The 23,792-nt window shown below is 71.5% G+C and carries 18 protein-coding genes and 1 tRNA gene; 8 read left to right on the forward strand and 11 right to left on the reverse strand.

The window, feature by feature from the left end:
* Positions 1-2: 2 nt before the first annotated feature.
* The 3 genes from DN771_RS04825 (at position 3) to DN771_RS04835 (ending at position 2,219) form a co-directional block, all read left to right on the forward strand.
* A complete protein-coding gene (locus tag DN771_RS04825) occupies positions 3-1,124 on the forward strand; it encodes a glycosyl hydrolase family 8 (RefSeq protein WP_162941543.1) in 1,122 nt (373 codons plus the stop codon).
* An 89-nt stretch (positions 1,125-1,213) separates the two neighbouring features.
* Positions 1,214-1,555, forward strand: coding sequence for a hypothetical protein (locus DN771_RS04830; RefSeq protein ID WP_116996221.1), 342 nt, complete (start codon positions 1,214-1,216; stop codon positions 1,553-1,555).
* 7 nt (positions 1,556-1,562) lie between these two features.
* Entirely contained in the window at positions 1,563-2,219 is a 657-nt protein-coding gene (locus tag DN771_RS04835; protein WP_227462275.1) for a response regulator transcription factor, read from the forward strand.
* Here DN771_RS04835 and DN771_RS04840 read toward each other — a convergent pair.
* The 4 genes from DN771_RS04840 to DN771_RS04855 all read right to left on the reverse strand — a co-directional run bounded on the left by DN771_RS04840 (position 2,185) and on the right by DN771_RS04855 (position 7,556).
* Positions 2,185-4,590 (reverse strand): FtsX-like permease family protein, encoded by a 2,406-nt coding sequence (locus DN771_RS04840; protein WP_116996222.1) that lies wholly within the window; start codon positions 4,588-4,590, stop codon positions 2,185-2,187. The two genes, DN771_RS04835 and DN771_RS04840, sit on opposite strands and share 35 nt — an antisense overlap.
* Complete coding sequence (locus DN771_RS04845) at positions 4,587-5,957, reverse strand: sensor histidine kinase (RefSeq protein WP_116996223.1); 1,371 nt, start codon at positions 5,955-5,957, stop codon at positions 4,587-4,589. The genes DN771_RS04840 and DN771_RS04845 overlap by 4 nt, the downstream gene beginning before the upstream one ends.
* Entirely contained in the window at positions 5,954-6,706 is a 753-nt protein-coding gene (locus DN771_RS04850) for an ABC transporter ATP-binding protein (RefSeq protein ID WP_116996224.1), read from the reverse strand. The genes DN771_RS04845 and DN771_RS04850 overlap by 4 nt, the downstream gene beginning before the upstream one ends.
* A gap of 67 nt (positions 6,707-6,773) precedes the next feature.
* Positions 6,774-7,556 (reverse strand): hypothetical protein, encoded by a 783-nt coding sequence (locus DN771_RS04855; protein WP_116996225.1) that lies wholly within the window; start codon positions 7,554-7,556, stop codon positions 6,774-6,776.
* Positions 7,557-7,782: 226 nt separating this feature from the next.
* Between DN771_RS04855 and DN771_RS04860 the strand changes: the two genes are divergently transcribed.
* Together DN771_RS04860 and DN771_RS04865 are read left to right on the forward strand one after the other, a co-directional pair.
* The gene (locus DN771_RS04860) at positions 7,783-8,358 is read left to right on the forward strand and encodes an ArsR/SmtB family transcription factor (protein WP_116996226.1); all 576 of its coding nucleotides are present in this window, start codon (positions 7,783-7,785) and stop codon (positions 8,356-8,358) included.
* Positions 8,355-8,813 (forward strand): SRPBCC family protein, encoded by a 459-nt coding sequence (locus DN771_RS04865; RefSeq protein WP_116996227.1) that lies wholly within the window; start codon positions 8,355-8,357, stop codon positions 8,811-8,813. The genes DN771_RS04860 and DN771_RS04865 overlap by 4 nt, the downstream gene beginning before the upstream one ends.
* Positions 8,814-8,840: 27 nt before the next feature.
* On the opposite strand, the gene DN771_RS04870 is transcribed toward DN771_RS04865, so the two are convergent.
* A complete protein-coding gene (locus DN771_RS04870; RefSeq protein ID WP_116996228.1) occupies positions 8,841-10,994 on the reverse strand; it encodes a phosphocholine-specific phospholipase C in 2,154 nt (717 codons plus the stop codon).
* A 107-nt stretch (positions 10,995-11,101) separates the two neighbouring features.
* A tRNA-Ala gene (locus tag DN771_RS04875) sits at positions 11,102-11,174 on the reverse strand.
* Positions 11,175-11,284: 110 nt separating this feature from the next.
* On the opposite strand from DN771_RS04875, the gene ygiD reads away from it, so the two are divergent.
* The gene (gene ygiD, locus DN771_RS04880) at positions 11,285-12,133 is read left to right on the forward strand and encodes a 4,5-DOPA-extradiol-dioxygenase (protein WP_116996229.1); all 849 of its coding nucleotides are present in this window, start codon (positions 11,285-11,287) and stop codon (positions 12,131-12,133) included.
* A 20-nt stretch (positions 12,134-12,153) separates the two neighbouring features.
* Here the strand turns inward: ygiD and DN771_RS04885 are convergent, their stop codons facing one another.
* Positions 12,154-13,230 carry a phosphotransferase family protein gene (locus tag DN771_RS04885; RefSeq protein ID WP_116996230.1) on the reverse strand — a complete coding sequence of 359 codons (1,077 nt, stop codon included), beginning with the start codon at positions 13,228-13,230 and terminating at the stop codon, positions 12,154-12,156.
* Between the two features lie 149 nt (positions 13,231-13,379).
* Between DN771_RS04885 and hrpA the strand changes: the two genes are divergently transcribed.
* Positions 13,380-17,267, forward strand: coding sequence for an ATP-dependent RNA helicase HrpA (gene hrpA, locus DN771_RS04890; protein WP_116996231.1), 3,888 nt, complete (start codon positions 13,380-13,382; stop codon positions 17,265-17,267).
* A gap of 573 nt (positions 17,268-17,840) precedes the next feature.
* Here the strand turns inward: hrpA and DN771_RS04895 are convergent.
* From DN771_RS04895 to DN771_RS04910, 4 genes are all read right to left on the reverse strand, one after another.
* The gene (locus DN771_RS04895; protein ID WP_116996232.1) at positions 17,841-18,614 is read right to left on the reverse strand and encodes a LytR/AlgR family response regulator transcription factor; all 774 of its coding nucleotides are present in this window, start codon (positions 18,612-18,614) and stop codon (positions 17,841-17,843) included.
* Between the two features lie 10 nt (positions 18,615-18,624).
* Complete coding sequence (locus tag DN771_RS04900) at positions 18,625-19,905, reverse strand: histidine kinase (protein WP_116996233.1); 1,281 nt, start codon at positions 19,903-19,905, stop codon at positions 18,625-18,627.
* On the reverse strand, positions 19,902-21,599 hold the full coding sequence (locus DN771_RS04905; protein ID WP_116996234.1) for a solute symporter family protein: 1,698 nt from the start codon (positions 21,597-21,599) through the stop codon (positions 19,902-19,904). The genes DN771_RS04900 and DN771_RS04905 overlap by 4 nt, the downstream gene beginning before the upstream one ends.
* A gap of 72 nt (positions 21,600-21,671) precedes the next feature.
* On the reverse strand, positions 21,672-22,046 hold the full coding sequence (locus DN771_RS04910; RefSeq protein ID WP_205528431.1) for a hypothetical protein: 375 nt from the start codon (positions 22,044-22,046) through the stop codon (positions 21,672-21,674).
* A gap of 432 nt (positions 22,047-22,478) precedes the next feature.
* Between DN771_RS04910 and DN771_RS04920 the strand changes: the two genes are divergently transcribed.
* The gene (locus DN771_RS04920) at positions 22,479-23,768 is read left to right on the forward strand and encodes a substrate-binding protein (RefSeq protein ID WP_420810921.1); all 1,290 of its coding nucleotides are present in this window, start codon (positions 22,479-22,481) and stop codon (positions 23,766-23,768) included.
* The last annotated feature ends 24 nt before the right edge of the window (positions 23,769-23,792 follow it).

Consider the following 23,792-nt stretch of genomic DNA (forward strand, 5'->3'; position numbering starts at 1 on the left):
CGATGCCGGCCGCTCGCTCGACCGTTGCGGCAGCCATGGTCGTCATCGCCGCGTGGAGCGGGACCGGTCCACCGACGACGGTGCTCGCCGAACGAGACGCCCCGGAGACCGTCGCCAGCGCGGAAGCGGCCACCGAGGCGGCGGCCGCAGCGCGCACGTTCCTCGACCGCTACGTCGAGCCCGACGGTCGGGTCGTGCGTCACGACCAGGGCGGTGACACGGTCAGCGAGGGCCAGGCCTACGGCATGTTGATCGCCGCCGCGGTCGGCGACGCCGCCGCCTTCGACGCGATGCGCCGATGGACCTTCGAGCACCTGATGACCGAGCGCGGCCTGCTGGCGTTCCGATGGTCCGACGGGGAGATCGCCGATCGGATGCCCGCCGCCGATGCCGACCTCCTCGTCGCCGCCGCTCTCGTCCTCGCCGGTGACCGGTTCGGCGACCGCTCGATGGCCGTCGACCGAGCCCGGATCGCCGACGCGATCGTGGCCAACGAGGTGGTCGACGTCGGCGGGCAACCGGTGCTCGTCGCCGGTCCGTGGGCTCACGCCGACGGCATCGTCAATCCGAGCTACTTCGTCCTGCCGGCCATGTCGTTGTTGGCGGATGCCGGTGACTACCGCTGGGCCGCGATCGCGGCCACGTCGCGGCGACTGACCGCCGACCTCATGGCGGCGCCTCCCCACCTGCCTCCTGACTGGGCCACGGTCAGCGTCGACGATGGCTCGGCGGGTCCGAGCATCCAGCCTCGGCCGGCGCCGGGTGGGGATCTGACGGTGTACGGATTCGAGGCCGTGCGGCTCATCGTGCAGCTGGCCGCCGACTGCGACCCGGCCGGCCGCGAGCTGGCCGCCCGTGCCTGGCCGTTCCTCGCCGCCGAGGTGGCCGACGGCACGGTGAACGCCACCTACCACCTCGACGGCACCCCGGCCAGCGACTACCCGTACCCGGCGGCGCTGGTGGCGGCGGCCGCCGCGGCTCACGCCGCCGGCGACGCCGAGGCGGCGGCCGGCCTGCTCGATGTGGCCACGGAGCTCGACGATGCCCGCCCCACGTACTACGGCGCGGTGTGGATCGCCCTGGCCCGCCTCTGGCTCGACACCGATCTGCTGACCACCTGCTGACCACCTGCGACGCCTGAGCCGACACTCCGAGATCGTCGACGCCCGAAGCGCGCGGCGGAGTCGGGGGCCGGGTCGGGCAGAATGCGGAGATGGCCTTCGGACAGTCAGCCGGCCCTCCGGCAACGGCACGGCAACTCGCCGAGCTTCTCGAGCTGCTCAACGACGCCGGCCACACCGACTTTCGCGACGCCCGCGGCCCGATGGGTTTCAACCAGCGGCAGGCTGGTGGCCGCTTCACCCGTGACGAGGCCGACGAGTTCATCGCCCAGCTGCAGGAAGCCCAGGATCAACGGCCGTCCGGGGACGCCGCGCCCATCTCTTCCCCGCCGGTCGAGCGCCTCAGTGCCGACGAGCGCGCCGTGCGCGACATGTCGTCGGAACTGCTCGCCGCCGAGCTGCAGCGCCGTGGCTGGGCCGTGATGGAGCCGTGACGACACCGTGATCCGGGTGGTCGTGGGCGAGGACAACGCCTTGCTACGCGAGGGAATCGTGTCGCTCCTGAAGGCCGCGCCCGACATCGACGTCGTCGGGGCCGGCGGCGATCTGCCCGCGCTCGAGGCGGCCGTCGCCGAGGGGCGGCCCGACGTTGTCGTCACCGACATCCGCATGCCTCCGACACACACCGACGAAGGTGTCGCCTTCGCCGGTCGGCTGCGGGACCAGCAGCCGACGACCGGTGTCGTGGTGCTGTCGCAGTACGACGACCCCGACTATGCCGTCACGCTGCTCGACCAGGGCAGCGCCGGCCGTGCCTACCTCCTGAAGGAGCGGGTGAGCCGGCACGGCGAGCTGGTCGAGGCCGTACACACCGTCGCCGCCGGCGGCTCGGTGATCGACCCGACGGTGGTCGAACGGCTCGTCACCCAACGACGCCGCCCCACGTCGAACGTCGATTTGCTCACGCCACGCGAGCGCGAGGTCCTGAGCGAGATGGCGTCGGGCAAGTCGAACGCGGCGATCGCCGGCACGCTCGTCCTGTCGGAGCGTGCCGTGGAGAAGCACACCAACTCGATCTTCTCCAAGCTCGGCCTCACCGACGAGCCCGACGTCAACCGGCGCGTCAAGGCGGTGCTCCTTCACCTCGCCCGCTCCTGATCGGTGCCGTCCTCCGCAGCCTGAGGGCGGGGATCGCCGCCGTGGCCGCGGCGACGGCGACTGCTCCGGCGGCGACGACGACGAGCGCAGGCACCGGGATCGACACGTCGGTCGCCACGGCGACCGAGTCGGCCACTGCCCACCACACGAGGCGGCCGACCCCGAGGCCGATGGGGATCCCGACGACGAGACCGATGGCGACGATCGTCAGGCCGCTGGTGAGCACGGTCGCGACCGTGTCGCGGGTGGTGAAGCCCAGCGCCCGCAGGACGTCGAACGTCGACCGCCGGCGGGCGGTCGAGATGAGGGAGTGCAGCAGGGCGACCGTGGCGATCGCGGCGAGGGACACGGCGAGGAGGTCGGGGAGGCGCCCGAGCTGGTCGAGGTTGGCCACTTCGTTCGGCGGCTGCCGAACCATCAGCTCGTAGCGCTCGGCCAGGTCGGCGATCAACGGGGCGGCGCGTTCGGGCGCGACGGCCGACACGAGCGCTTCCCGGAACCCCGTAGTCTCCCCGGAGATCGACAGTCGTTCGGCGGTCACCAGCACGGACGCGCCCAGCGCTTCGCCGTTGAGCGCCGGGCCGACCCCGGTGCCGACGATCGTGAGGCGTGCGCCATCGCGCAGCTCGACGGTGTCGCCGGTGCGCGCGCCGAGGTCGTCGAGGATCCGACGGCCGAGCATCACCTCACCTCGGTGTCGGGGCCGGCGGCCATCCAGCACGGTCCAGCCGAGGTCGGAGTCGCCGACCGGATCGACGGCATAGGCGTGCACGTTGATCCCGTCGACGTTCAGCTGGTTCACCGACAGCAGAGACAGCTGCCCGACGTCGGGGTCCTCGACGAGCGCGGCGACGATGTCGTCGTTGGCGTCGATCACCGAGATGTCGGCGGTGAACCCCCATCGATCAGGACTCGACACGAGGCGGTCGAGACTGTCCCCGAACGTCAGCACGGCGGCCAGTCCGGCGAGCCCGGCCCCCACGAGGAACGCCGACGCCCTCGTCGGGACCGACCCCGTCGCGCCGGCACCCTCCGGCGCGGTGTCGAGGGCCAAGGCCACGCCGACCGCCACCGGCGGTGACCCGAGGGTCCGCACGGCCGACCACCGTCTGGCCCGGATGGAGGGCCGGAGCTCGGCACCTTGCCGGCGTCCGGCGCGCCACGCGCCCCACGTCGACGCCCCGAGGACGAGCACTCCGGCGGTCGCCGCACCGGCGACGGCGAGCCCGGCGTGAGGTGCCCACCCCGGGTTCGGCTCCAGGTTGGCGAGCGCTCCCAGCGGTTCGAACGTGCCGGCGACCAGCACTCCGGCCCCGGTGATCCCCGCCGCGACGACGGCGGCGGGGAGTACGCCCAGAGCCCTGGCGACCGTGCGCTCCGATCGGGAGAGCCCAAGCGCGGCTTCCGTGAGCTGATCGGCACGGGCAGCCCGGTGCCGGCGACCGAGCACCTGGACGACGGCCACGAGCGTTCCGGCCAAGACGATGGCCGCCGCGACGAGCTGGCCGACGTCCAGCACGCGAGCGGTGGCGGCGTACGCGGCGCGGTCGCCGTCGGAAGGAGACAGCTCGATCGGTGCGAGCTCGGCCCGGCCGGCAGCAGGGTCGATGTGGGCGGCGACGATCTCATCGACCGCGCGCAGGAACCGCGATCGTGACGCGGCCCCGGGCTCGAGGTCGACGTACAGGGCGGTCCCCACGGAGATGTCGTCGCCGTACCGTTCGGCGAAGGCCGGCCCGGCCACGATCGCCGTCCGGGCGCGGACCCCGGCCGCCCGGCTGACGCCGACGACCCGCACCACCACGCGCGGGCCGTCGGGGTCACCGAAGCCCGTGTCGAACTGGAGCATCTCGGCCGGGGTGAGGAACGACAGCGTCAGCTCGTCTCCTGGCTGCAGCCCGAGCTCGACGGCGACGGGTTGGGCGATGACGACCTCGTCGTCGGCCTCCGGGGCGATGTCGCGGCCGCTCGTCACCACCGTCTCGACCACGCCGGTGGCGTCGGTCGGGCCCGTCTCGACGGAGAGATAGACCACCCCGAAGCCGTCGAGGCGGGCCACTCCTGCGGTCGCTGGCCACGACGCCCGGACTCCGGGTGCCACGGACACCTCGCCGGCCAGGTCGACGCCGCCGAAGAGCGCCACCCGGTAGTCGGCCGTCCCCGATGCCTCGACGAGGCGGTCGTAGACGGTGGCGGTCCGCCGAGCGGTCGCCAGGGCACCCACGGCGACGGCCAGGGCGAGTCCCGTCAGCACGCCGAGGACGACGTGTGCGGCCAGGTTTCGCCGTCCGTGGTGGCCGGCGACGGCGACCACACCCGACACCGAGAACCCGGCCGACGACGTCACGGGATCCTCGGCGCCGGCGATCACGACTGCGTCCGGGTCGTCAGCGGCACCCAGCCGCGGATCGTCGTACCGCCGGAGCCGGAGTGCACGTCGAGGGTGCCACCGACGGCGCCGAGGCGGTCACGCATGTTCTGCAGTCCCTGGCCCTCGTTGGGAGCGGCGGGATCGAACCCGGCCCCGTCGTCGACGGCGGTGAACTCGGCGTCGTCGTCACGGCGCGTGAGCGTGATGGTCACGTCGGATCCCGCTGCGTGCTTGGCGGCGTTCTGCATCGCCTCGAGACAGCAGAAGTAGATCGCCGCCTCGACGTCGCCCGGGAGCCGGCCGAGACCATCGGCCTCGACGGTCACCGCCTGAGGCGCGCGGCGGGCCGCCGACCGAAGGGCGCTGTCCAGGCCGTTCTGGACGAGGAGCGGCGGATAGATGCCGTGGGCCAGGGCCCGCAGTTGCCCCACGATGCCCGCCACGTCGGCGGCCAGCGCGTCGAGCCCGGCGACGACGTCGTGAGCCGGTGCCGTGGCGGCGACGTCACGGAGCAGACCGAGGCGCACGGCCAGCGACGTGAGGTCCTGCTGGACGCCGTCGTGCAGGTCCCGCTCGACGCGGCGCCGTTCGGCGTCCGCGGCGGCGACGACGCGCGTCCTCGAAGCTCGCAGCTCCTGGTTGGCCCGGCGCAGGTCCTGCAGCGTGTCGCGCAGCGCGGCGTCGAGCAGCCGGTTGCGCATCAGGTCGCCAAGCCGTCCGCCGAGATCGGCCAGCGCCCGGTCGTCGGCGGGTCGGAACTCGTGGCCGGCGTCGGCGCGCTCCACGAGCACGAGCCCGAGCACATCTCCGCCGTGCCGCGCCGGTGCCAGTCGCGCCATCGTCAGGCAGCGGCGGGCGGCCACGGTCGGCGTCCACACGTCCATCCACGCTTCACCGGCAGTGCCGACACGCCCGAGCGCCGCCAGCTCCGCCGGAGCGAGATCGAGCCCTTCGTGGGCCGGGGCGGTGGCGGGATGAGGAATCGGCGGCACCGCGGCCACGAGCGTGAAGTGGTCGTCCTCGACGGATCCACGGCCCCACACCTCCACCCGGTCGGCGGCGAACCCGAACCGCACGGCGTCTCCGAGCTCGGTCAGCAGCTCATCGACGGGCACGCCGCTGCCGAGCCGGGCGGCGAACGTGGAGATCACCCGCTCGGGCGAGCGCATCGGCACACGGCGCGACCGCCAGCGGCCGGCCACGATCTGCAGCCCGTGGGCGATCACGACGGCGCCGGCGGCCAGGCCGATCGCCGGCCCGGGCCACCACGAGCCGTCGGGCGGTTGCCCGTTGACGAGGAGCACCACGACGTACGCGACGGCCACGGCCACGGCTGCGACCACGATCGTGCGCACGGCGGCGATCACGGGACGCCTCCGTCACGATGCGGCAGGAGGATCCCGTCGTGCATGGCGACGATGCGGTCCGCACACGCCGCGACCTCGTGGTCGTGGGTGACGACGACGATGGCCTGCCCCGCGGCGTGGAGACGGGCGAACAACTCGAGGATCTCGGCCGTGCCGTCGCTGTCGAGCGCTCCGGTCGGCTCGTCGGCGAGCAGCAGCGTCGGCTCCGACGCCAGCGCCCGGGCGATCGCCACGCGCTGGCGCTGGCCTCCCGACAGCGTGGCCGGCCGGGCCCCTGCCTTGTCGAGGAGTCCCAGCACGTCGAGGAGCTCGGCGGCCCTGGCCATCGCGGCCCGCCGGGGCCGGCCCGAGATGCGGGCGGCCAGGGCGACGTTGTCGGCTGCCGTCATCGACTCGACGAGATTGAAGAACTGGAACACGATGCCGACGTGGCGGCGGCGCACCCGGGCTGCCGCGCTGTCGCTCAGCGTGGTGAGCTCGATACCGGCCAGCGTCACCGTCCCGTCGTCGGGGCGCTCGAGTCCGGCCAGGACGTTGAGGAGCGTGGACTTGCCCGAGCCCGACGGCCCGGTGACGGCGACGAACTCACCGGTGGATACATGGAGGTCGGCGCCGCGCAGGGCTCTCACCGGTGCCGTGTCGGCGTCATAGACACGTCGCAGCCCGCGGGCCGACAACACGCCGGCCGGTGCGGAGGGGCCGCCGGCGGGGTGAGATGAGGGAACGGACGGAGGGTGGGCCGGCGACATCGCTCGTCCAGGATGCCGCATCGGCCCCCCTCTCGCCGTGTCCTTCGGAGACTGATCGATCAGCCGCTCACACCGTGCCCGGGTCGGAGACGACCAGGGTGGCGGTCATGCCGTGGGCGGAGTGCGGCTCGGCTTCGGGGTCGCCGCCTGTCGGGATCATGCAGATCGCGAAGTACGTGCCCGGGTCGAGGTCGAGGGCGGTGTACATCGTCCCGCCGGGACCGGCGAACAGCACGCCGGCGAACTCGGCCTGTTCGAACAGCGCGCCCGGGTCGCCGCTGAGGTACTCGTCGAGCGTCATCGTGCTGTCGTCGGGACGACGGAGCAGGACGAGCTCGTGCTCCTCCTCGCCGTCGTTGACGAAGGCGATGCTGACGCGGCCGGCGTCGATCTCCTCGGGGATGCCCCCGAACGAGTAGTCGGCGGCGAGCACGTCGATCGCCTGCAGCTCACACTGGCGGTGCGTGGCTTCCCCGACCGCCTCCTGGGCACCGAGGACCTCGGGGTCCTCGAACAGAGGAGTCGGGTCGCCCGAGTCCTCGAGCTCGAGGATGGCGTCGCGAAGCACGCCGACGCTGGCGGCGAGGTCACCGTCGCTGTGCTCGACCATCAGGTCGAGCGCCGGCATCACCTGATCGTCGACGAACAGGGCGATCTCCTCCGGGGTCTCGGGGAATCCGGTCGTGGCGGCCTGGTAGCCGACGACACCGTCACAGAAGGCGGGGTCGAGCTGCGGGTCGCTGGTCGGAGGCTCGGCGCCCGCCGCCCCGGACGAGACGGCGAACGCCGTGACGACGAGGGCGGCGGCGGCGGTGAGCAGGCGGGCGGGGGGTTGGCGACGAGACGTCACGGTTCGGCTCCTTGAGGGGGTGGGTCTGCGGACGGTGATCCGGGTTGATGTCGGTGACCATCAACGCGCCGCGCGGCCCTGTCGGAGAACCAGACCAGCAGGTGAACGGCGGTGGTGCTACCACCACCGCCGACCCGTGCGGTCGCTTCCCCAGCCGCCGCCGTGGCGTCGGCTCGCCGGCAGCGACCTCTTGACAATATTTCTTGTCAAGAGGTACCGTCGCGGCATGGACGACGTTCGGGTGCTCGCCGATCCCGCGGCCGTCGAGGTCGCGCTCGACCCGATCCGCACCTCGATCCTCGACGCCCTCACCGAGCCGGCATCGGCCACCACGATCGCCGCGGCCGTGGGTCTGACCCGCCAGAAGGTCAACTACCACCTCAAGGCCTTGGAAGCCCACGGCCTCGTCGAGCTCGCCGGCGAGCGTGTCTGGGGTGGGATCACCGAACGGCTGATGCGACGATCGGCGCGTCATCTCGTCGTCGCACCGGGAGTCGTCCAGGGCGCCGCGGCCGACCCGGACCAGGTCGCCGATCACCTGTCGTCCGCGTACCTCATCGCGGTCAGCGCCCGGTCGGTGTCCGAGGTCGGAGCGATGGCCAAGCGCGCCGAGCCGGGGACACGCCTCCCCACCCTCACCGTCGACACGGTGATCGGCTTCCGATCACCCGAGGACCGGGCGGCGTTCGCCGCCGATCTCCAGTCGGCCGTCGCCGCGCTGGCCGCTCGTTATCACCACGACGACGGACGACCGCACCGCCTGACCATCGCCTCGTACCCCCGACCGAAGGAGCCCTCATGACCACCGCCGATCAGCCCGACCGATTCCGGCACCGCATGGAACGGACCTACGAGGTGACCGCCTCCCCGCAGCAGGTGTGGGACGCGATCGCCACCGTCGACGGCCTCGCCACATGGATGGCGCCGACCCGTCTCGATCCGCACGTCGGCGGCGAGGTGGCGTTCGACCTCGGCGAGTTCACGTCCATCGGCGTCGTCACCGACTACTCGCCGCCTCATCGCTTCGCCTACGAGGAGCCCTGGCCCCCGATCGGCGGCCACGACTGGTCGGACGTCAGCCCGATCGCCACCGAGTTCCTCATCGAATCGGCGTCCGGTGGCAGTTGCGTGCTCCGCGTCGTCTCCAGTGCCTACGGCACCGGGGCGGACTGGGAGAAGGAGTACTTCGACGAGATGGTCGAGGGCTGGATCGAGATGCTCGACGGTCTCGCCAAGCAGCTCAACGCGACCGGTTGAGTCGCTCTCCGGCGCCGCGCTCGGTGCCTACTCGACCCCGAACGCCGGGTCGCTCACGCTCGGCCGGCCGTTCTCCAGGCGTCCGGCGAAGCGGCGCTCGAAGCCGGCGACCTCGTCGACGGTGACGACCAGGTCGTACCAACCCCCGGTCTCGGCGGCGTCCCAGTCGACGACGACAGCGGCGTCCCCAGACACGGCGACCGGCTCGGGGGCGGCGCCGCCGTAGGCCGTCGGCCTGATGCGGAACGTCAATGGCTCGCCACCAGAGGTGCTGAGCGCCAGCGACAGCGTCGACGTCTCGGCGGCATGGCTGGCGACCACCTCGGGCCCGCCGGCGTCGTCGACCGTGCCGACGACGGTGCGGTGGAACCCGCTGGGCCCGAGGAGCCACAGGTCGTAGCGCCCGCCGTCCGCGGCCACGTCCCACGATCCTTCCACGGCCAGGCCCGCCTCGATCGTGTAGCGACGCGGCACCCGATCGAGGTGGAGGCGGTCGTACGCGTGGATTACCGCACCGGCGGCTCCCTGGTTCGACAGCGTCAACCGCAGTACGCCGCCCGCCACCGCCGGAGTGATCGTCAACTCGTACGGCAGGGGGCGCGACGGTCGCGTCCCCGGCTGCTGGAGCGGGCGTTGCTGGGCTCCCTCGTCGGGGATCGCCACCTGGTCGAGCCGCTCCTGCGCGACACGTTCCAGGTCGGCGCGACGCCTCCCGACCGTGGGCAGCGACGGCGGCGGGTCGCCGTCGGGCGTGGCGAAGTCGAAGGCGCTCGTCAGGTCACCACAAACGGCACGCCGCCAGGCGCTGATGTTCGGCTCGGCGACGCCGAATCGCGCCTCGAGGAAACGGATGACGGACGTGTGGTCGAAGACCTCCGAGCACACCCAACCCCCGCGGCTCCACGGAGAGATGACCAGCATCGGCACCCGCGGTCCGAGGCCGTAGGGCCGGCCGTCGGGCTCGGGCTGGTCCACCGTTCCCGGCGGCTCGGGATGCGTGAAGTACTCGTCGGAGGCGTCGCACGTCGATGCTCCTGTCGTGGGATCGTCAGGAATGCTCGGCGGGGCGGGCGGCGGCACGTGGTCGAAGTAGCCGTCGTTCTCGTCGAAGTTGACGATCAGCACGGTGCGCGCCCAGACGTCGGGATCGGCGGTGAGCGAGTCGACGACGTTCTCGATGTAGGAGGCGCCCTGCACCGGCGTGGACGGCAGCGGGTGCTCGCTGTAGGCCTCGGGCGCGACGATCCATGAGACCTGCGGCAGGCGACCCGCGGCGATGTCCGCACGGAACGCCTCCATGAAGCCCCCGTCGGGCATCGTGTTGGACGTGCCCTTCAGGAGCGGGTGCACGGCATCGTCGTCGACGGAGTACGGCGGGAACGGCGCCCCGTCGGGCCCGTTGCCGCGAGCCGCGTTGGCCGCCCGGAACGCCACGAACCCGGCGAGCGAGTTGTCGCCGAAGTTGTCGGGCAGGTTCTGGTACACCTTCCAGCTGACGCCGGCGTCCTCGAGGCGTTCGGGATACGTCGTCCAGTCGTATCCGGTCTCGGGCGTGTCGAGCCACCACCACTCGTTCACCACCGACGCCACGCCTGCCGGCGTGGGGCCGTGGGTGCCGGTCCAGAGGAACAGCCGATTGGGATTGGTCCCCGACTGGATCGAGCAGTGGTAGGCGTCGCACACCGTGAAGGCGTCGGCCAGCGCCGTCTGGTACGGCACCTCGGCGTCGGTGAAGTACCCCATCGAATGCGCCAACTTGAACTGAGGCCACGACGTCATGCGCCCGTGATCCCACGCATCCTGGGCATCGGGCCACGAATGCGGTGTGACGGGAACCCGCTGGGCGTTCCCCACCGAGCCGTCGAGGTGATACGGCAGCACCGTCCTCGTGCCGTCGCTCTGGTCCCACACCGTGCGCCCGTCCGGGAGCGGGATCGTGTGCCGATCGCCGAAGCCCCGTACACCCCGCAGAGCGCCGAAGTAGTGGTCGAACGAGCGGTTCTCCTGCATGAGGATCACCACGTGCTCGACATCGGCGATCGTGCCGGTCGGGCTCGACGCCGGGATCGCCAAGGCGCGCCGGATCGACGGCGGCAGCGCCGACAGCACCCCCGCCGTCGCCGCCACCTTGCCCGCGTCGCCCAGGAACCGGCGACGGCTCAGCCCAGACCTCGATGACATCTGCTCCCCCTCGACTGGCGACCTTCGGCAGCATCCCACACCAGCGCCAACCGGTCGCGATCGCCCCGGACGCGACAAACCCGCAGGCCGGTGACCTGCGGGTTTCGTGGAGCTGAGGGGAATTGAACCCCTGGCCTCGTCCATGCCATGGACGCGCTCTGCCAACTGAGCTACAGCCCCGAAGCGGCAGCGAACGATAGCGCCAGGACCGTCCCGATCCACGCCCGAGAGGATCGAATTTCCCTCTCACCACCGACCCGTCGGGAGGGCTGGACCACTAGCGTGCCGAGATGGCGCTCGTAGCGGCAGGCTTCCTCGGTCACGGCTCGCCGATGAACGCCCTCGAGCACAATCGCTACACCGAGGCGTGGCGGGCGTTCGGGGCGAGCGTCCGGGCGCCACGGGCGATCCTCGTCGTGTCGGCCCACTGGTACATCAACGCATCGGCCGTCACGGCGATGCCGGCGCCGCGGACGATCCACGACTTCTACGGCTTCCCCGACGAGCTCTTCGCCGTCGACTATCCGGCGCCGGGCGATCCTGCGCTCGCCCAGGAGATCGCCGACGTCGTGGCGCCCACCTGGATCGGCCTCGACGCCGACAGCTGGGGCATCGACCACGGCACGTGGTCGGTCCTCGTCCACGCCTTTCCCGACGCGACGATCCCCGTGCTCCAGCTGTCGATCAACGCCACCAAGTCGTTCGAGGACCACCTGGCCCTCGGCGCCCAGCTGGCGCCACTACGTGAGCGTGGCGTGCTCATCCTCGGCAGCGGCAACGTGGTCCACAACCTGCGCCGGGTCGATTGGGCCCAGCCCGACGCCGCCTTCGACTGGACGCGGCGGTTCGACGAGCACGTGGTCGAGCTGATGGCCACCCGGCCCGAGGATCTCCCCGGGGTCACCGTGCACCCCGACTACGCCATGGCCGTGCCGACGCCCGACCACTTCATCCCGCTGCTGTACCTCGCCGGGCTCGCCGCCGCGGCGGGCGAGCCGGCGGCGAGCTTCGCCGAGGGGTATGCGATGGGATCGCTGTCGATGACGTGCTACTCGCTCGGCGTCACGACGCCCAGCGCCGATGCCGCAGAGGGAGCGCCGGCGCTCCCCCACCACCCTGCGGACGAGACCAACGTATGACGAGCCCCGACGTCTGAGGGCTACGGCTCGTTCAGAAGGGCCGGCGCGTCGAGGTCGAGCGCCTGGCGGGCGTGGCGCGACGCCATCGTGAGGAACATCGCGTCGCCCCGGTCGGTGCGCTCGACCAGCATCGACGCCACCATCGCCATGATCAGGCCGGTCCACGTGCCGCGGCGGTAGTCGCGCCAGCAGCGGTCCCAGTCGTAGCCGGTGATCCCTGCGGTGAGCAGGCCGGCGTGGTACTCGCGCACGAGGTCCTCCTCGACCGCGCGCCGATCGTCGGCCAGCAGGCCGGCGCCGATGAAGTAGGCGACGTCGTTCAGGGCCGGGCCGTGAGTCACGGTCTGCCAGTCGACGACGGTGACGGTGGGCCCGTTCGACCCCTGACCGAACAGCAGGTTGTCGAGGCGATAGTCGCTGTGGACGATCGTCGTGGGCGTGGTGTCGGCGTGCAGGTAGGCGTCGAGCGAACCGATGAGCGCGTCGCCGGCCACCTTCACGTGGCCCTCGACGCGCTCGGCATAGCGCTCGGTGAACTGCGACCAGGCGAGGGGGATCAGCATGCCGAGCATCTGCTTGCCCGTGGCAGGATCGCGGTGCAGCCACTCGATGTCGGCGAGCGTCGGATCGTCCCACCGCGGGGCGTGGAGGCCGATGAGCTCGGACAGGGCGGCCCGGGCCTCGTCGACCGAGCACCCGGCGAGCTGATCGCCCTGGCGGGCCGGCGCCATGTCCTCCATGAGCAGCACGAAGCTCGCCGTCGTCACGTCGATGTCGGCGTAGTGGATGCGTGGGGTGCGGATCGGCAGGTCCGCGGCCAGCTGCTGATAGAAGCGCACCTCGTTCTCGTAGTTGCGCAGCTGCAGGGCCGTCGCCCGGCTCGTCTCGTCGGCCGCCGGGAGCTTGGCGATGATGGTCGCCGGCGCATCGGGCGCGGCGCCCGGGCCGTAGGAGAGCGTGAGGCGCATGCTGTCGCACATCTGGCCGGTGCCGACGGGGGCCAGCTCGACCGCGGTGACGGGCCATCCGAGCGCGGCCGACAGCCAGTCGGCGGTGAGCGCCCCGGGCGTGTCGGCGATGGTGAGCACGTCGCTCATGCCGGCAACACCTCGAGCGCGAGCCGGTCGTCGAGCGCCCTCGGTCTGATCACGTCGAATCTCCCCCTTCCGTCGATCGGCCGAGCCCTGGAGGCCGACCGTTTTCGACGCTACGAGATCGCCGTCGCCGCTGCCATGCTGGAGCACGCATGTCCCGACGAACCGCCCCGACGGCCGCGCCCGACGCGGAGCGATCGGAGCAGCGGCGCGCCGTCAGGGACGCGCTGATCGCGTCGGGCACGGTCGTCACTCCCGCCAACCTGCCGATCGCCGAGTTCCGCGACGAGCTGCTCGCCACGATCGCCGAGCACCAGGTCGTGGTCGTGGCCGGAGAGACAGGCTCCGGCAAGAGCACGCAGCTGCCCAAGCTGTGCCTCGAGCTCGGTCGCGGAGTCGACGGAGTGATCGGCCACACCCAGCCCCGACGCGTCGCCGCGCGGACGATCGCCGAGCGCGTCGCCGACGAGCTCGGGGCATCGGTCGGCGGCGCCGTCGGCTACAGCGTGCGGTTCAACGACCGCGTCGGCAACGACACGGTGATCCGCGTGATGACCGACGGGATCCTCCTCGCCGAGCTCCAGCGGGACCGGGACCTCCGCCGCTACGACACGATCATCGTCGACGAGGCCCACGAACGCAGCCTCAACATCGACTTCATCCTCGGGTACCTCAAGCAGCTGCTGCCCCGCCGCCCCGACCTGAAGGTGATCGTCACGTCGGCGACCATCGACACCGAGCGCTTCGCCGCCCACTTCGCCGATGCCGACGGCGTCCCCGCTCCGATCGTGAACGTCGCCGGCCGGACGTACCCCGTCGAGGTGCGCTACCGCCCACTCGACGACGAGCACCCAGCCGGGCGCAGGAACGGCCAGGAGGGGGGCGGTCGCTCGTCGCGCGACCAGGTGCAGGCGATCGCCGATGCCGTCGACGAGCTGGCGGCCGAGGGGCCCGGGGACATCCTCGTGTTCCTCAGCGGGGAGCGCGAGATCCACGACACCGCCGACGCCCTCCGGCGACGCACCGACGCGGGCGACGCCAGCCGGCGCGCCGGCGAGCTCGACGTGCTGCCGCTCTACGCTCGGCTCTCCTCGGCAGAGCAACACCGCATCTTCGAGCCGGGACGTTCGGGGCGCCGGCGGGTCGTGCTCAGCACCAACGTCGCCGAGACGTCGGTGACCGTGCCCGGGATCCGCTACGTGGTGGACGCCGGCACCGCCCGCATCTCCCGCTACAGCCGGCGCCTCAAGGTCCAGCGCCTGCCGATCGAGGCGATCTCGCAAGCATCGGCCAACCAGCGCGCCGGCCGCTGCGGTCGCGTCGCGCCGGGTATCTGCATCCGGCTCTACGACGCCGAGGACTTCGAGTCGAGGCCGGAGTTCACCGACCCGGAGATCCTGCGCACCAACCTCGCGTCGGTCATCCTCCAGATGACGTCGATCGGCCTCGGCGACGTGGCCGGCTTCCCGTTCGTCGAACCGCCCGACCGGGCGGCGATCGGCGACGGCTACCGGTTGCTCGAGGAGCTGGGCGCGATCACCGACGAGCGCGACGGGCGCCGGCTCACCGAAATCGGCCGGCGTCTCGCCCGCCTTCCCGTCGACCCACGCCTCGGCCGCATGGTCCTCGAGTCCGAGCGCCTCGGGTGTGTCCGCGAGATCCTCGTGATCGCCGCCGCGCTGTCGATCCAGGACCCCCGCGAACGGCCCGCCGACGAGCGCGAGCAGGCCGACGCGATGCACCGCCGGTTCGACGTCGAGGGCTCCGACCTGCTGTCGATCGTGGCCCTGTGGGACCACCTGCGCGAGCAGCAGCGCCAGCTGTCGGGCAACCAGTTCCGCCGCCTGTGCCGCTCCGAGTACCTCAACTACCTCCGGGTGCGCGAGTGGCGCGACCTGTTCAGCCAGCTCCGCCAGGTCGCCGGCGAGCTCGGCGTCCGGCCGGGCACCGCCACCAATCACCCCGACCACGTCCATCAGGCCGTGCTGTCGGGCCTGCTCAGCCACCTCGGTGTCAAGGACCGCGAGTCCCGCGACTACCGCGGCGCACGTGGATCGACCTTCGCCATCGCCTCGGGCTCGGTGCTGTCGCGCGGCGCGGCACGGCGCAAGCCGCCGGCCTGGGTCATGGCCGCCGAGCTGGTGGAGACCAACCGCCTGTGGGCGCGCCGCGTCGCCGCCGTGCAGCCGGAGTGGGCCGAGCGGCTCGGCGCCCACCTCGTGAAGCGTTCCTACAGCGAGCCACGGTGGGACGCCCGGGCGGGCCGCGCCGTGGCCACCGAGACGGTCACGCTGTACGGCCTGCCGATCGTCACCGGTCGAACGGTCGGTTACGACCGCGTCGATCAAGCGGCCGCACGCGACCTGTTCGTGCGCAACGCGTTGATCGAGGGCGAGTGGGACGGCGCCCGGCGTGGCTACCCGTTCCTGGAACACAACCGCCAGTTCGCCGCCGACGTCGCCGCGCTCGAGGACCGCCTGCGCCGGCGCCACCTCTTCGACGAGCACGCGCTGCACGAGTTCTACGACCGGCACCTGCCCGACCACATCACGTCGACGCGCCACTTCGAGCGATGGTGGAAGGACGCCCGACGGCCCGGCCTCCTGGAACTGACGGTGGGCGATCTGGTGACCGTGAACGGCGAGCGGATCGATCTCGACGACTACCCCGACACGTGGACAGCGACCACCGAGGGCGGGCGCACGCTCGAGGTGCCACTCACCTACCGGTACACGCCGGGCGAGCCGCTCGACGGCGTCACCGCTCGCATTCCCCTCGCTGCCGTCAACCAGGTGCCGACCGACGGCTTCGACTGGCTCATCGCCGGCTACCGCAACGAGCTCGTCGAGGCCCTCGTGCGCACGCTGCCGAAGTCGATCCGCCGCAGTCTCATCCCCGCCGCCGAGACCGTCGCCAAGGCCGCCGGCCTCATCGACCCCGCGCAGGGGCCGCTGGTCGAGTCCCTGGCCGCGGCGCTGACCGACGTCAGCGGGACGCCGGTGCGACCCGCCGACTTCGATCCGTCGGCGCTCGCCGACCACCTGCGGATGCACTTCCTCGTCGTCGGCGCCGACGGCAAGGTGCACGACGCCGGCGACGACCTCGGTGCGATCGCCAAGCGGATGGCCGCCACGGCCCGGGCCGAGATCGCCGCCGCCGCAGGTGCCGCCGGCTCGGTGAGCGAGCGCCGCGGCATCGTCGAGTGGGACGTGGGTGAGATCCCCCGCGTGGTCGACACGGTGCACGACGGCGTGCCCGTCCGCGGCTATCCGGCTCTGCTGGACGACGACGACAGCGTGTCGCTACGGGTCTTCACCAACCCTGACCTCCAGGAGCGGGTGATGCGGGGTGGGGTGCGACGGCTGCTGCTGCTCACCGCTCCGCCGGCCACCGGTGACGCGGCTCGCCGCCTCGACCAGGCGGCGCGTCTCGCCATCGCCGCGTCGGGCTCGTCACTCGGTGTGCTCGCCGCCGAGTGCCGTGTCGCGGCGGTCGACGCCGTGCTGGATCGGGGCGAGCTGCCGTGGGACACCGAGGCGTTCGAATCCGTCCGGGCGACGCTGCGCCGTGACGGCGCCTCGCTGGCCGGTCAGGCGCTGGCGGGCGCGGCCAGGGCGCTCGTGACGGCCGAGCGCGTCCGGAGCCAGCTCGCCGCGATGACCGCGGCCGCGTTGGCCACCACTGTGTCCGACGCGACCGATCATCTCGAGCGTCTCGTCAGCACCGGCTTCGTCATCCGCTCCGGCCTCGCCCGGCTCGCCGACGTGGAGCGCTATGTACGCGGCATCGAGGTGCGCCTGGAGCGGGTGGCCGAGAACGTGTCCCGTGATCTCCGCCGCATCACCGAGGTCCGTGGTCTCGAGGAGCGATATCGGCGCCTCGTCGACCGTGTCGGGCGCGGGGCCCCGCCGAAGGAGCTCGCGGCGGTCGGGTGGCAGCTCGAGGAGTTGCGCATCAGCGTCTTCGCCCAGACCGTGGGGGTGCGAGGGTCGGCGAGCGCCGCTCGCATCGACCGCCAGCTCGTCGCCCTCGGCGGCTGACCGGCGAGCCGCACGTCACCCAGCCTGACCTCACGGTTGGTGCCTGGGCGGTGAGCGGAAAGGGCGTGCGAGGCGGAGGGCCGTCCGCTGGTCGCTGTCCCAACCGGAGGGTAAATACCGGACGCTTCGGTGGGGTATATACCCTCCCGTCCGCACGTGGCGGTGAGCGGAAAGGGCGTGCGAGGCGGAGGGCCGTCCGCTGGTCGCTGTCCCAACCGGAGGGTAAATACCGGACGCTTCGGTGGGGTATTTACCCTCCCGTCCGCACGTGGCGGTGACCGGCCACCCGGCCCGCCCGACCGGAGGGTAAATATCGGACGCTTCGGTGGGGTATTTGCCCTCCGGTTCGTCCCTGAGGTGCCCCCCGCGGCGAGGGAGTGCCCAGGAGTACGCGCGGAGAGTGACCATCCACCGGTCGTGCGTATGGCCCGTGTTCTTGTGACAGGAGACGACCATGTACCCGACTGGGGAGGTCACCGTCATGATCCACATCACCCACCGCCTCACCGACAAATACATGCCCTGTCCGCGAACCCTCCTGGCACCAACCGTCAGCTCTCGACCGCCGCCGCGCTACCGCCCCGGGCCGCGCACGCCCAGGATGCTCCGCAGCTCCCGCGCCTGACGGCGGGCCACCTCGACCCGGCTGTGCCGGTGGTCGCCCATCACGAGGTTGAGACCGCCCTTGAAGTCGGAGACGAGCTCCCGGACGTGGTCGAGATTCACCAGGTACGACCGATGCACCCGGAAGAAGCCTCCGTGCAGGCGACGCTCGAGCTCGTTGAGCGAGAAGCTCACCAGCACCCGCTCGTCGGCCAGCTGCAGATACGAGTAGCCGCGAGACGCACTCGCGTAGACGATGGCGGACTCGTCGACGAGCACGGTGCGTTCGCCGCGCTGCACCGGGATCCGCGCCACCGTCGTCGAACCGGACCCGGCGATCGGCGGGCCGGCATCGTGAGCGATGTCGTGACCGCTGCCGAGTGCGCGGGAGATCGCGCGAGCCAGGCGGGCGGAGTCGAACGGCTTGAGGAGGTAGTCGACGGCGGCCAGATCGAACGCCTCGACGGCGTGGTCGGGATAGGCCGTCGTGAAGATGACCTTGGGCGGATGGGCCAGGGTCTGCAGCTCGGCTGCTATGTCGAGCCCGCTGCCGCCGGGCATGCGCACGTCGAGGAGGACGACGTCGTAGGTCAACGACCGGATGAGCTGGAGGGCCTCGGCCGCATTGGCCGCCTCACCGACGACTTGCACGTCGTCGATCTCCCCGAGCAGATGGCGCAGCTCGCCGCGTGCCGGCGCCTCGTCGTCGACGATCAGGCAGCGGTGCCGCGGCTCGTCGACCATCGCGTGCCGCTCAACCGAAGGGGATCTGGAGCTCGACAACGGTTCCGCCTCCCTGTTGCGAGTGCATGTCGAGACGGTAGCGCTCCCCGAAGAGGGCCCCGAGCCGCCCCGAGATGTTGCGCAGACCGACCCCCTCGCTGCCGGTGAACTCGCGTCCCGTGATGTCGTCCAAGGCGCCTGCAGCAAGACCGACCCCATCGTCGGCGACCTTGATCGAGATCGTTCGCGTGAGCGGGTCGACGCGTGCCCGCAGGGTGACGGTGCCCCCTTCCACCTTGTCGGCGATGCCGTGTTTCACGGCGTTCTCCACGAGGGGCTGGATCACGAGTACCGGAACCTGGACCGTGAGCACCTGCGGGTCGACGTCGTAGTGGACTCGTAGGCGGTCTCCGAAGCGAGCCTGCTCGAGCGCCAGATAGGTACGCACGAAGAAGTACTCTTGCCCGAACTCGGCGAACTGTCCGTCCTGGCGTACGGCGTAGCGGAAGAAGTCGGAGAGTCGCAGCAACAGCTCACGAGCCTCCTCGGCGTCGGTCCGCGCCTTCGACGCGATCGTGTTCAGCGTGTTGAACAGGAAGTGCGGATTGATCTGGGCCCGCAGCGCATCGAGCTTGGCGTCGACCGCGAGGTTGCGCTCGCGGTCGAGCTCGGCGAGCTCGAGGTGCAACGACAAGATGCCGGCCATCCCTTCCACCACCTCGCGCGAGGGCGGCTTGGGGACGAGGCGGTACACGGCGAGGGTGCCGACGGCCCGTTCACCGATGAGGAGTGGAGCCACCACCCCGGCTTGCAGTGGGCAGTCGTCGTGGCTGCAGCCGACCCGGCTGCGCGTCCCAGCGACGACCGTCTTGCCAGCCGTCAGCACGCGGGCCGAGTTGGTCGTCGGCGATGGTGCCCCGGGCCGGTGATGATCCGAGCCCGCCCCGACGAACGCCAGCAGCTCGTGACGGTCGCTGATCGCCACGGCGTCGACGTCGAGCAACGGGCGCAGCAGCTCGGCCGTCCGGCGCGCCGCCTCGGATGTCAGCCCGGATCGAAGCGGACTGGACCGACCCATCAAGGCGATCGTGCGGCCGGAGCGCGAGGGCCCGAGCCGCCGGGAGGTCGCCGTGCTCCGCGGCCCGCGCAACACCGACGCGTACCCGAGCGTCAACAGCAACGTCGGTCCCAGGCCGGCGAGGATCGTCGTCCCGACGCCGAGCGGCGGGTCGGCGAGCAGTTGCGTCACGACGTAGACGACGCCCCACGTCACGGCCACCGCAAACGACAGGAGCGTCGTGCCGCGCCTCATCGTCGTCGCCTCGTCCGACCGGTCACTCCGGTCATCGTCAGGCGGGCGAGGCGGACCGCGGCCCGGTCAGCGGCCGTGCCGTGGAGTCGCAGCCACATCTGGTCGAGGCCGTCCGGGGGTGACGTGCGGAGCGAGCCGAGCACCGTGACCGCCGCGGCACACGGGGCGGCGACCAGCGTCGGCGTCAGCAAGGCCCGGCCGATCCCGTCGCCGCCGACCGAGATCCCGGCTGCGAAGCACACGATGGCGACCGCGGCGCCGGTCACCATGCCGGCCACGGCGCCACGTGCGGTCGTCCGGCGCCACCACACCGACAGGATCAGCACGGGGGTGATGGCCGAACCGGCGAGGGCGAACGCCCACGTCACCATCGAGGCGATCACCGAGGGCATGCCCTCGGCGAAGCGGCCCGGCCTCATCAGGAGGGCCAGCACGCCCGAACCGGCACCGACCACGACGACCGCCGCGCGCCCGGCCCGGACCGCCTGTCGCTGCGTCGCCTGCGGGTTGACGTAGCGCTCGTACACGTCATGGCCCCACGACGCGGCGGACGCGAGCAGGAGACCGGCGACCGTCGACATCGTCGCCAGCAGCGCACCGATGGCGACGAAGCCCAGTCCGAACCGATCGCCGTGGATCCGGCCCAGCGCGAGCAGGGCGTTCTCCGGCACGCGCAACAGACCCTCGACGGTCAAGGGCTCGAGCCACCGGTGCTCGGCAACGGCCGAGGAGATCGTCGACCGCGCTGCGGTGCCGAGCATCACGGCGAGCGAATAGAACACACCCGCCAGGCCGAGCACGATGATCGTCGTGGCCCGCGCCGCTCGACCCGTCGCACTCGTGAAGTAGCGGTTCATCACGTGGGGCAGTCCCGCGGTTCCCATCACCAACGTGGCGATGAGGGCGAACTGGCCGAAGCGGCCGAACGCCGCGCCGGGCTCGCCGAAGTACGCCGGCTGGTCCGGCTCCAGGCGGTTGGCGAGGACCTCGATCTGCCACCGGTCACCGACCTGAACGGCCTCCGTCAGCGGCTGGCGACTGAGCTCGTCGACCGCCGAGGCGTAGTCGAACCCGGCGCCGACGACGGCGAACGTCAGCCAGGTGAGGGCACTCAGCATCACCAGGAACTGGAATGCCTGCGACCAGGTGGTGCCCCGCATCCCGCCGAGGGCCACCAGCCCGACGATCGCCACCGTCGAGGCGACGACCCCCGTGACGTACGGCGACAACCCGGCGAAGCCCCGCCCGACGAGGAGCTCCCACGTGATGCCACTGCCGACGGCCTGCGGCACCAGATACGAGAGGATCACGAGCTGGACCACCGTCACCGACACCAGCCGCACGCCGTCCGAGTCGAGCCGGCGGCCGAGGAAGTCGGGGATGGAGAACTCACCGAACCTCCGCAGCGGGGTGGCGACGAAGAGCAGCACCGGGATGAATCCGGCGGCGAACCCCGTCGCGTACCAGACGCCGTCAGCGCCCGACACGTACACCGCTGCGGCGACGCCGAGGAACGAGGCCGCCGAGAAGTAGTCGCCGCAGATCGCGCACGCGTTGGTGACGATGCCGACGCGCCGACCGGCGAGGTAGAAGTCGAGCGTCGTCCCTCCCCGGGGGCGAACGGCGACGAGCAGCCCGACCCCGCACACCAACAGCACGACGAGCGTGATGGCGAGGACGCCGCGGCTGATCATGGTCGCCGGGGCTTGCCGCTCGCGCTCACTCGGGACCGCGTCCCCGCGCCGTCCGGTCTCGCCGCCGGATCATCACGTCGAGCCGTCGGCGTCGCCGTCGGACGTGGGTCCGCCCAGCATGCGGGCTTCGACCGCACTCGACAGGGTCGCCGCCAGCACGGCGACGATGAAGAAGAAGACGTACAGGCCACCCGCCGCCATCACGAAGCTCGGGCTCATCCCGCCGAGGACACGCCCGATCGACCACCACTCGAGAACGATGGTCAGCACCGGGACGGCGACCACCACGATCAAGAACAGCACGAAGTACCCGACCGCCACGCGGCGCAACGTCCGGGAGATCGCGTCGACCTCGGCCGGGGTGTCGGCCCGCTCGAGCAGATCGGCGCGCTCGGCGGACGCGGCGAAGTCGGCCGCATCCCCAGAAACTCGGGCCCCCGTACCCACGGCGCCAAACTAGTTCCGCCGTCGACGCCCGTCGGCCGACGATGTGATGAACGGTCGGATGCGGGCGACGAGCGGTCGGTATCCGCCGGCCACCGGTCGACGAGCGGCACCCGTCGTCGCGGCGGCGCGGATGACCACCGCTGTGGACCCTCCGGAGACCGCTCGGAACGCCACCCCGACCGACGACTCCATTGGTCATTGCGGCAGCTGAGGAGCGATCGGTAGTCCTGGGTCCGAGGCGAGCACCGGGGCCACCAGGCCGCCCGGTGGATCGCCCGCACACGACTGGACCGGGGGGACATCATGTCGGACGAATCGGGACACGACCGCCAGCACGGATCGCGACCGGACCGAACAGCGAGCCGAGGCGGACGGCGCGGCATCAGCCGTGGCACGTTCATCAAGTCCGGCATCGGCGCCGCTGGCGGTCTGATGCTCGGCAGCCGTCTGGGTGGAGTGGCGGGGGCGCAGACCAGGCCGGTGCCATACAACCCTGACCCGGTGACGGGACCCGAGGCGGTCTACGGGTTCAACGTCCCGCTGACCGGCTCGTACGCCGACGAGGGTGCAGACGAGCTGAAGGCCTACGAGCTCGCCGTCCAGCACCTCAACGAGGGCGGCGGGATGCTCGAGACGCTCGAACCGTCCGCCCTCACCGGCCAGGGTGTGCTCGGCAAGAAGATCACGTACGTCCAGGGCGACACCCAGACCGACGCCGACGCGGCACGGGCCTCGGCGCGCCGGATGATCGAGCGTGACGGGGCGATCATGTTCAGCGGCGGGTCCAGCTCGGCGGTGGCCATCGCACAGCAGTACCTGGCGCAGGAGATGGGCGTGATCTTCATGAACTGCCTGACGCACTCCAACGACACGACGGGCAAGGACCGCCAGCGCTATGGCTTCCGGCACTTCTTCAACGCCTACATGTCCGGCGTCGCACTCGGGCCGATCCTCGCCGAGGAGTACGGCGACGACCGCCGGGCGTTCCATTTGACCGCCGACTACACGTGGGGACACACGCAGTTGGAGTCGATGCAGGCGTCGACCGAGGCCCAGGGCTGGTCGACGGTGCAGAACATCATGACGCCCCTCGGCACGACCGACTACAGCCAGTACCTCACCCCCGTGATCAACAGCGATGCCGACGTGCTGGTTCTCAACCACTATGGCCAGGACATGGTCAACTCGCTGACGCAGGCGGTGGAGTTCGGGATGCGCGACCGCGAGGTCGACGGGCGGCCGTTCGAGGTGGTCGTCCCGCTGTACAGCCGGCTCATGGCCCAGGGTGCCGGCGACGCCATCGAGGGGATCTTCGGCACCACCAACTGGAGCTACAAGCTGGAGAACCCCGGGACCGAGGCGTTCGTCACGGCGTTCGAGGAGGCGTACGACCAGCCGCCGTCACAGGCGGCGCACACGGCCTACGTGCAGACGATCCTCTATTCCGACGCCGCCGAGCGGGCCGGCACGTTCTACGCGCCGGAAGTGATCAAGGCCCTCGAGGACCACACGGTCGACGGCATCGGGCACAACGGTTCGACGCTCTACCGGGGCTGCGACCATCAGGCCTTCCACGAGATCCTGGTCGTGCGCGGCAAGGCGCCGAGCGAGCGGGACTCGGAGTTCGATCTGCTCGAGACGGTCAAGGAGATCCCCGCGGCCGACGTCGAGTACGAGTGCGACTACTTCGAAGGCGACCTCGGTCCCTACGAGCCGGCCTGAGCACGGCTCCGCCCGACCGACGCC

The sequence above is a fragment of the Desertimonas flava genome, assembly GCF_003426815.1.
Taxonomy (GTDB): Bacteria; Actinomycetota; Acidimicrobiia; order Acidimicrobiales; family Ilumatobacteraceae; genus Desertimonas; species Desertimonas flava.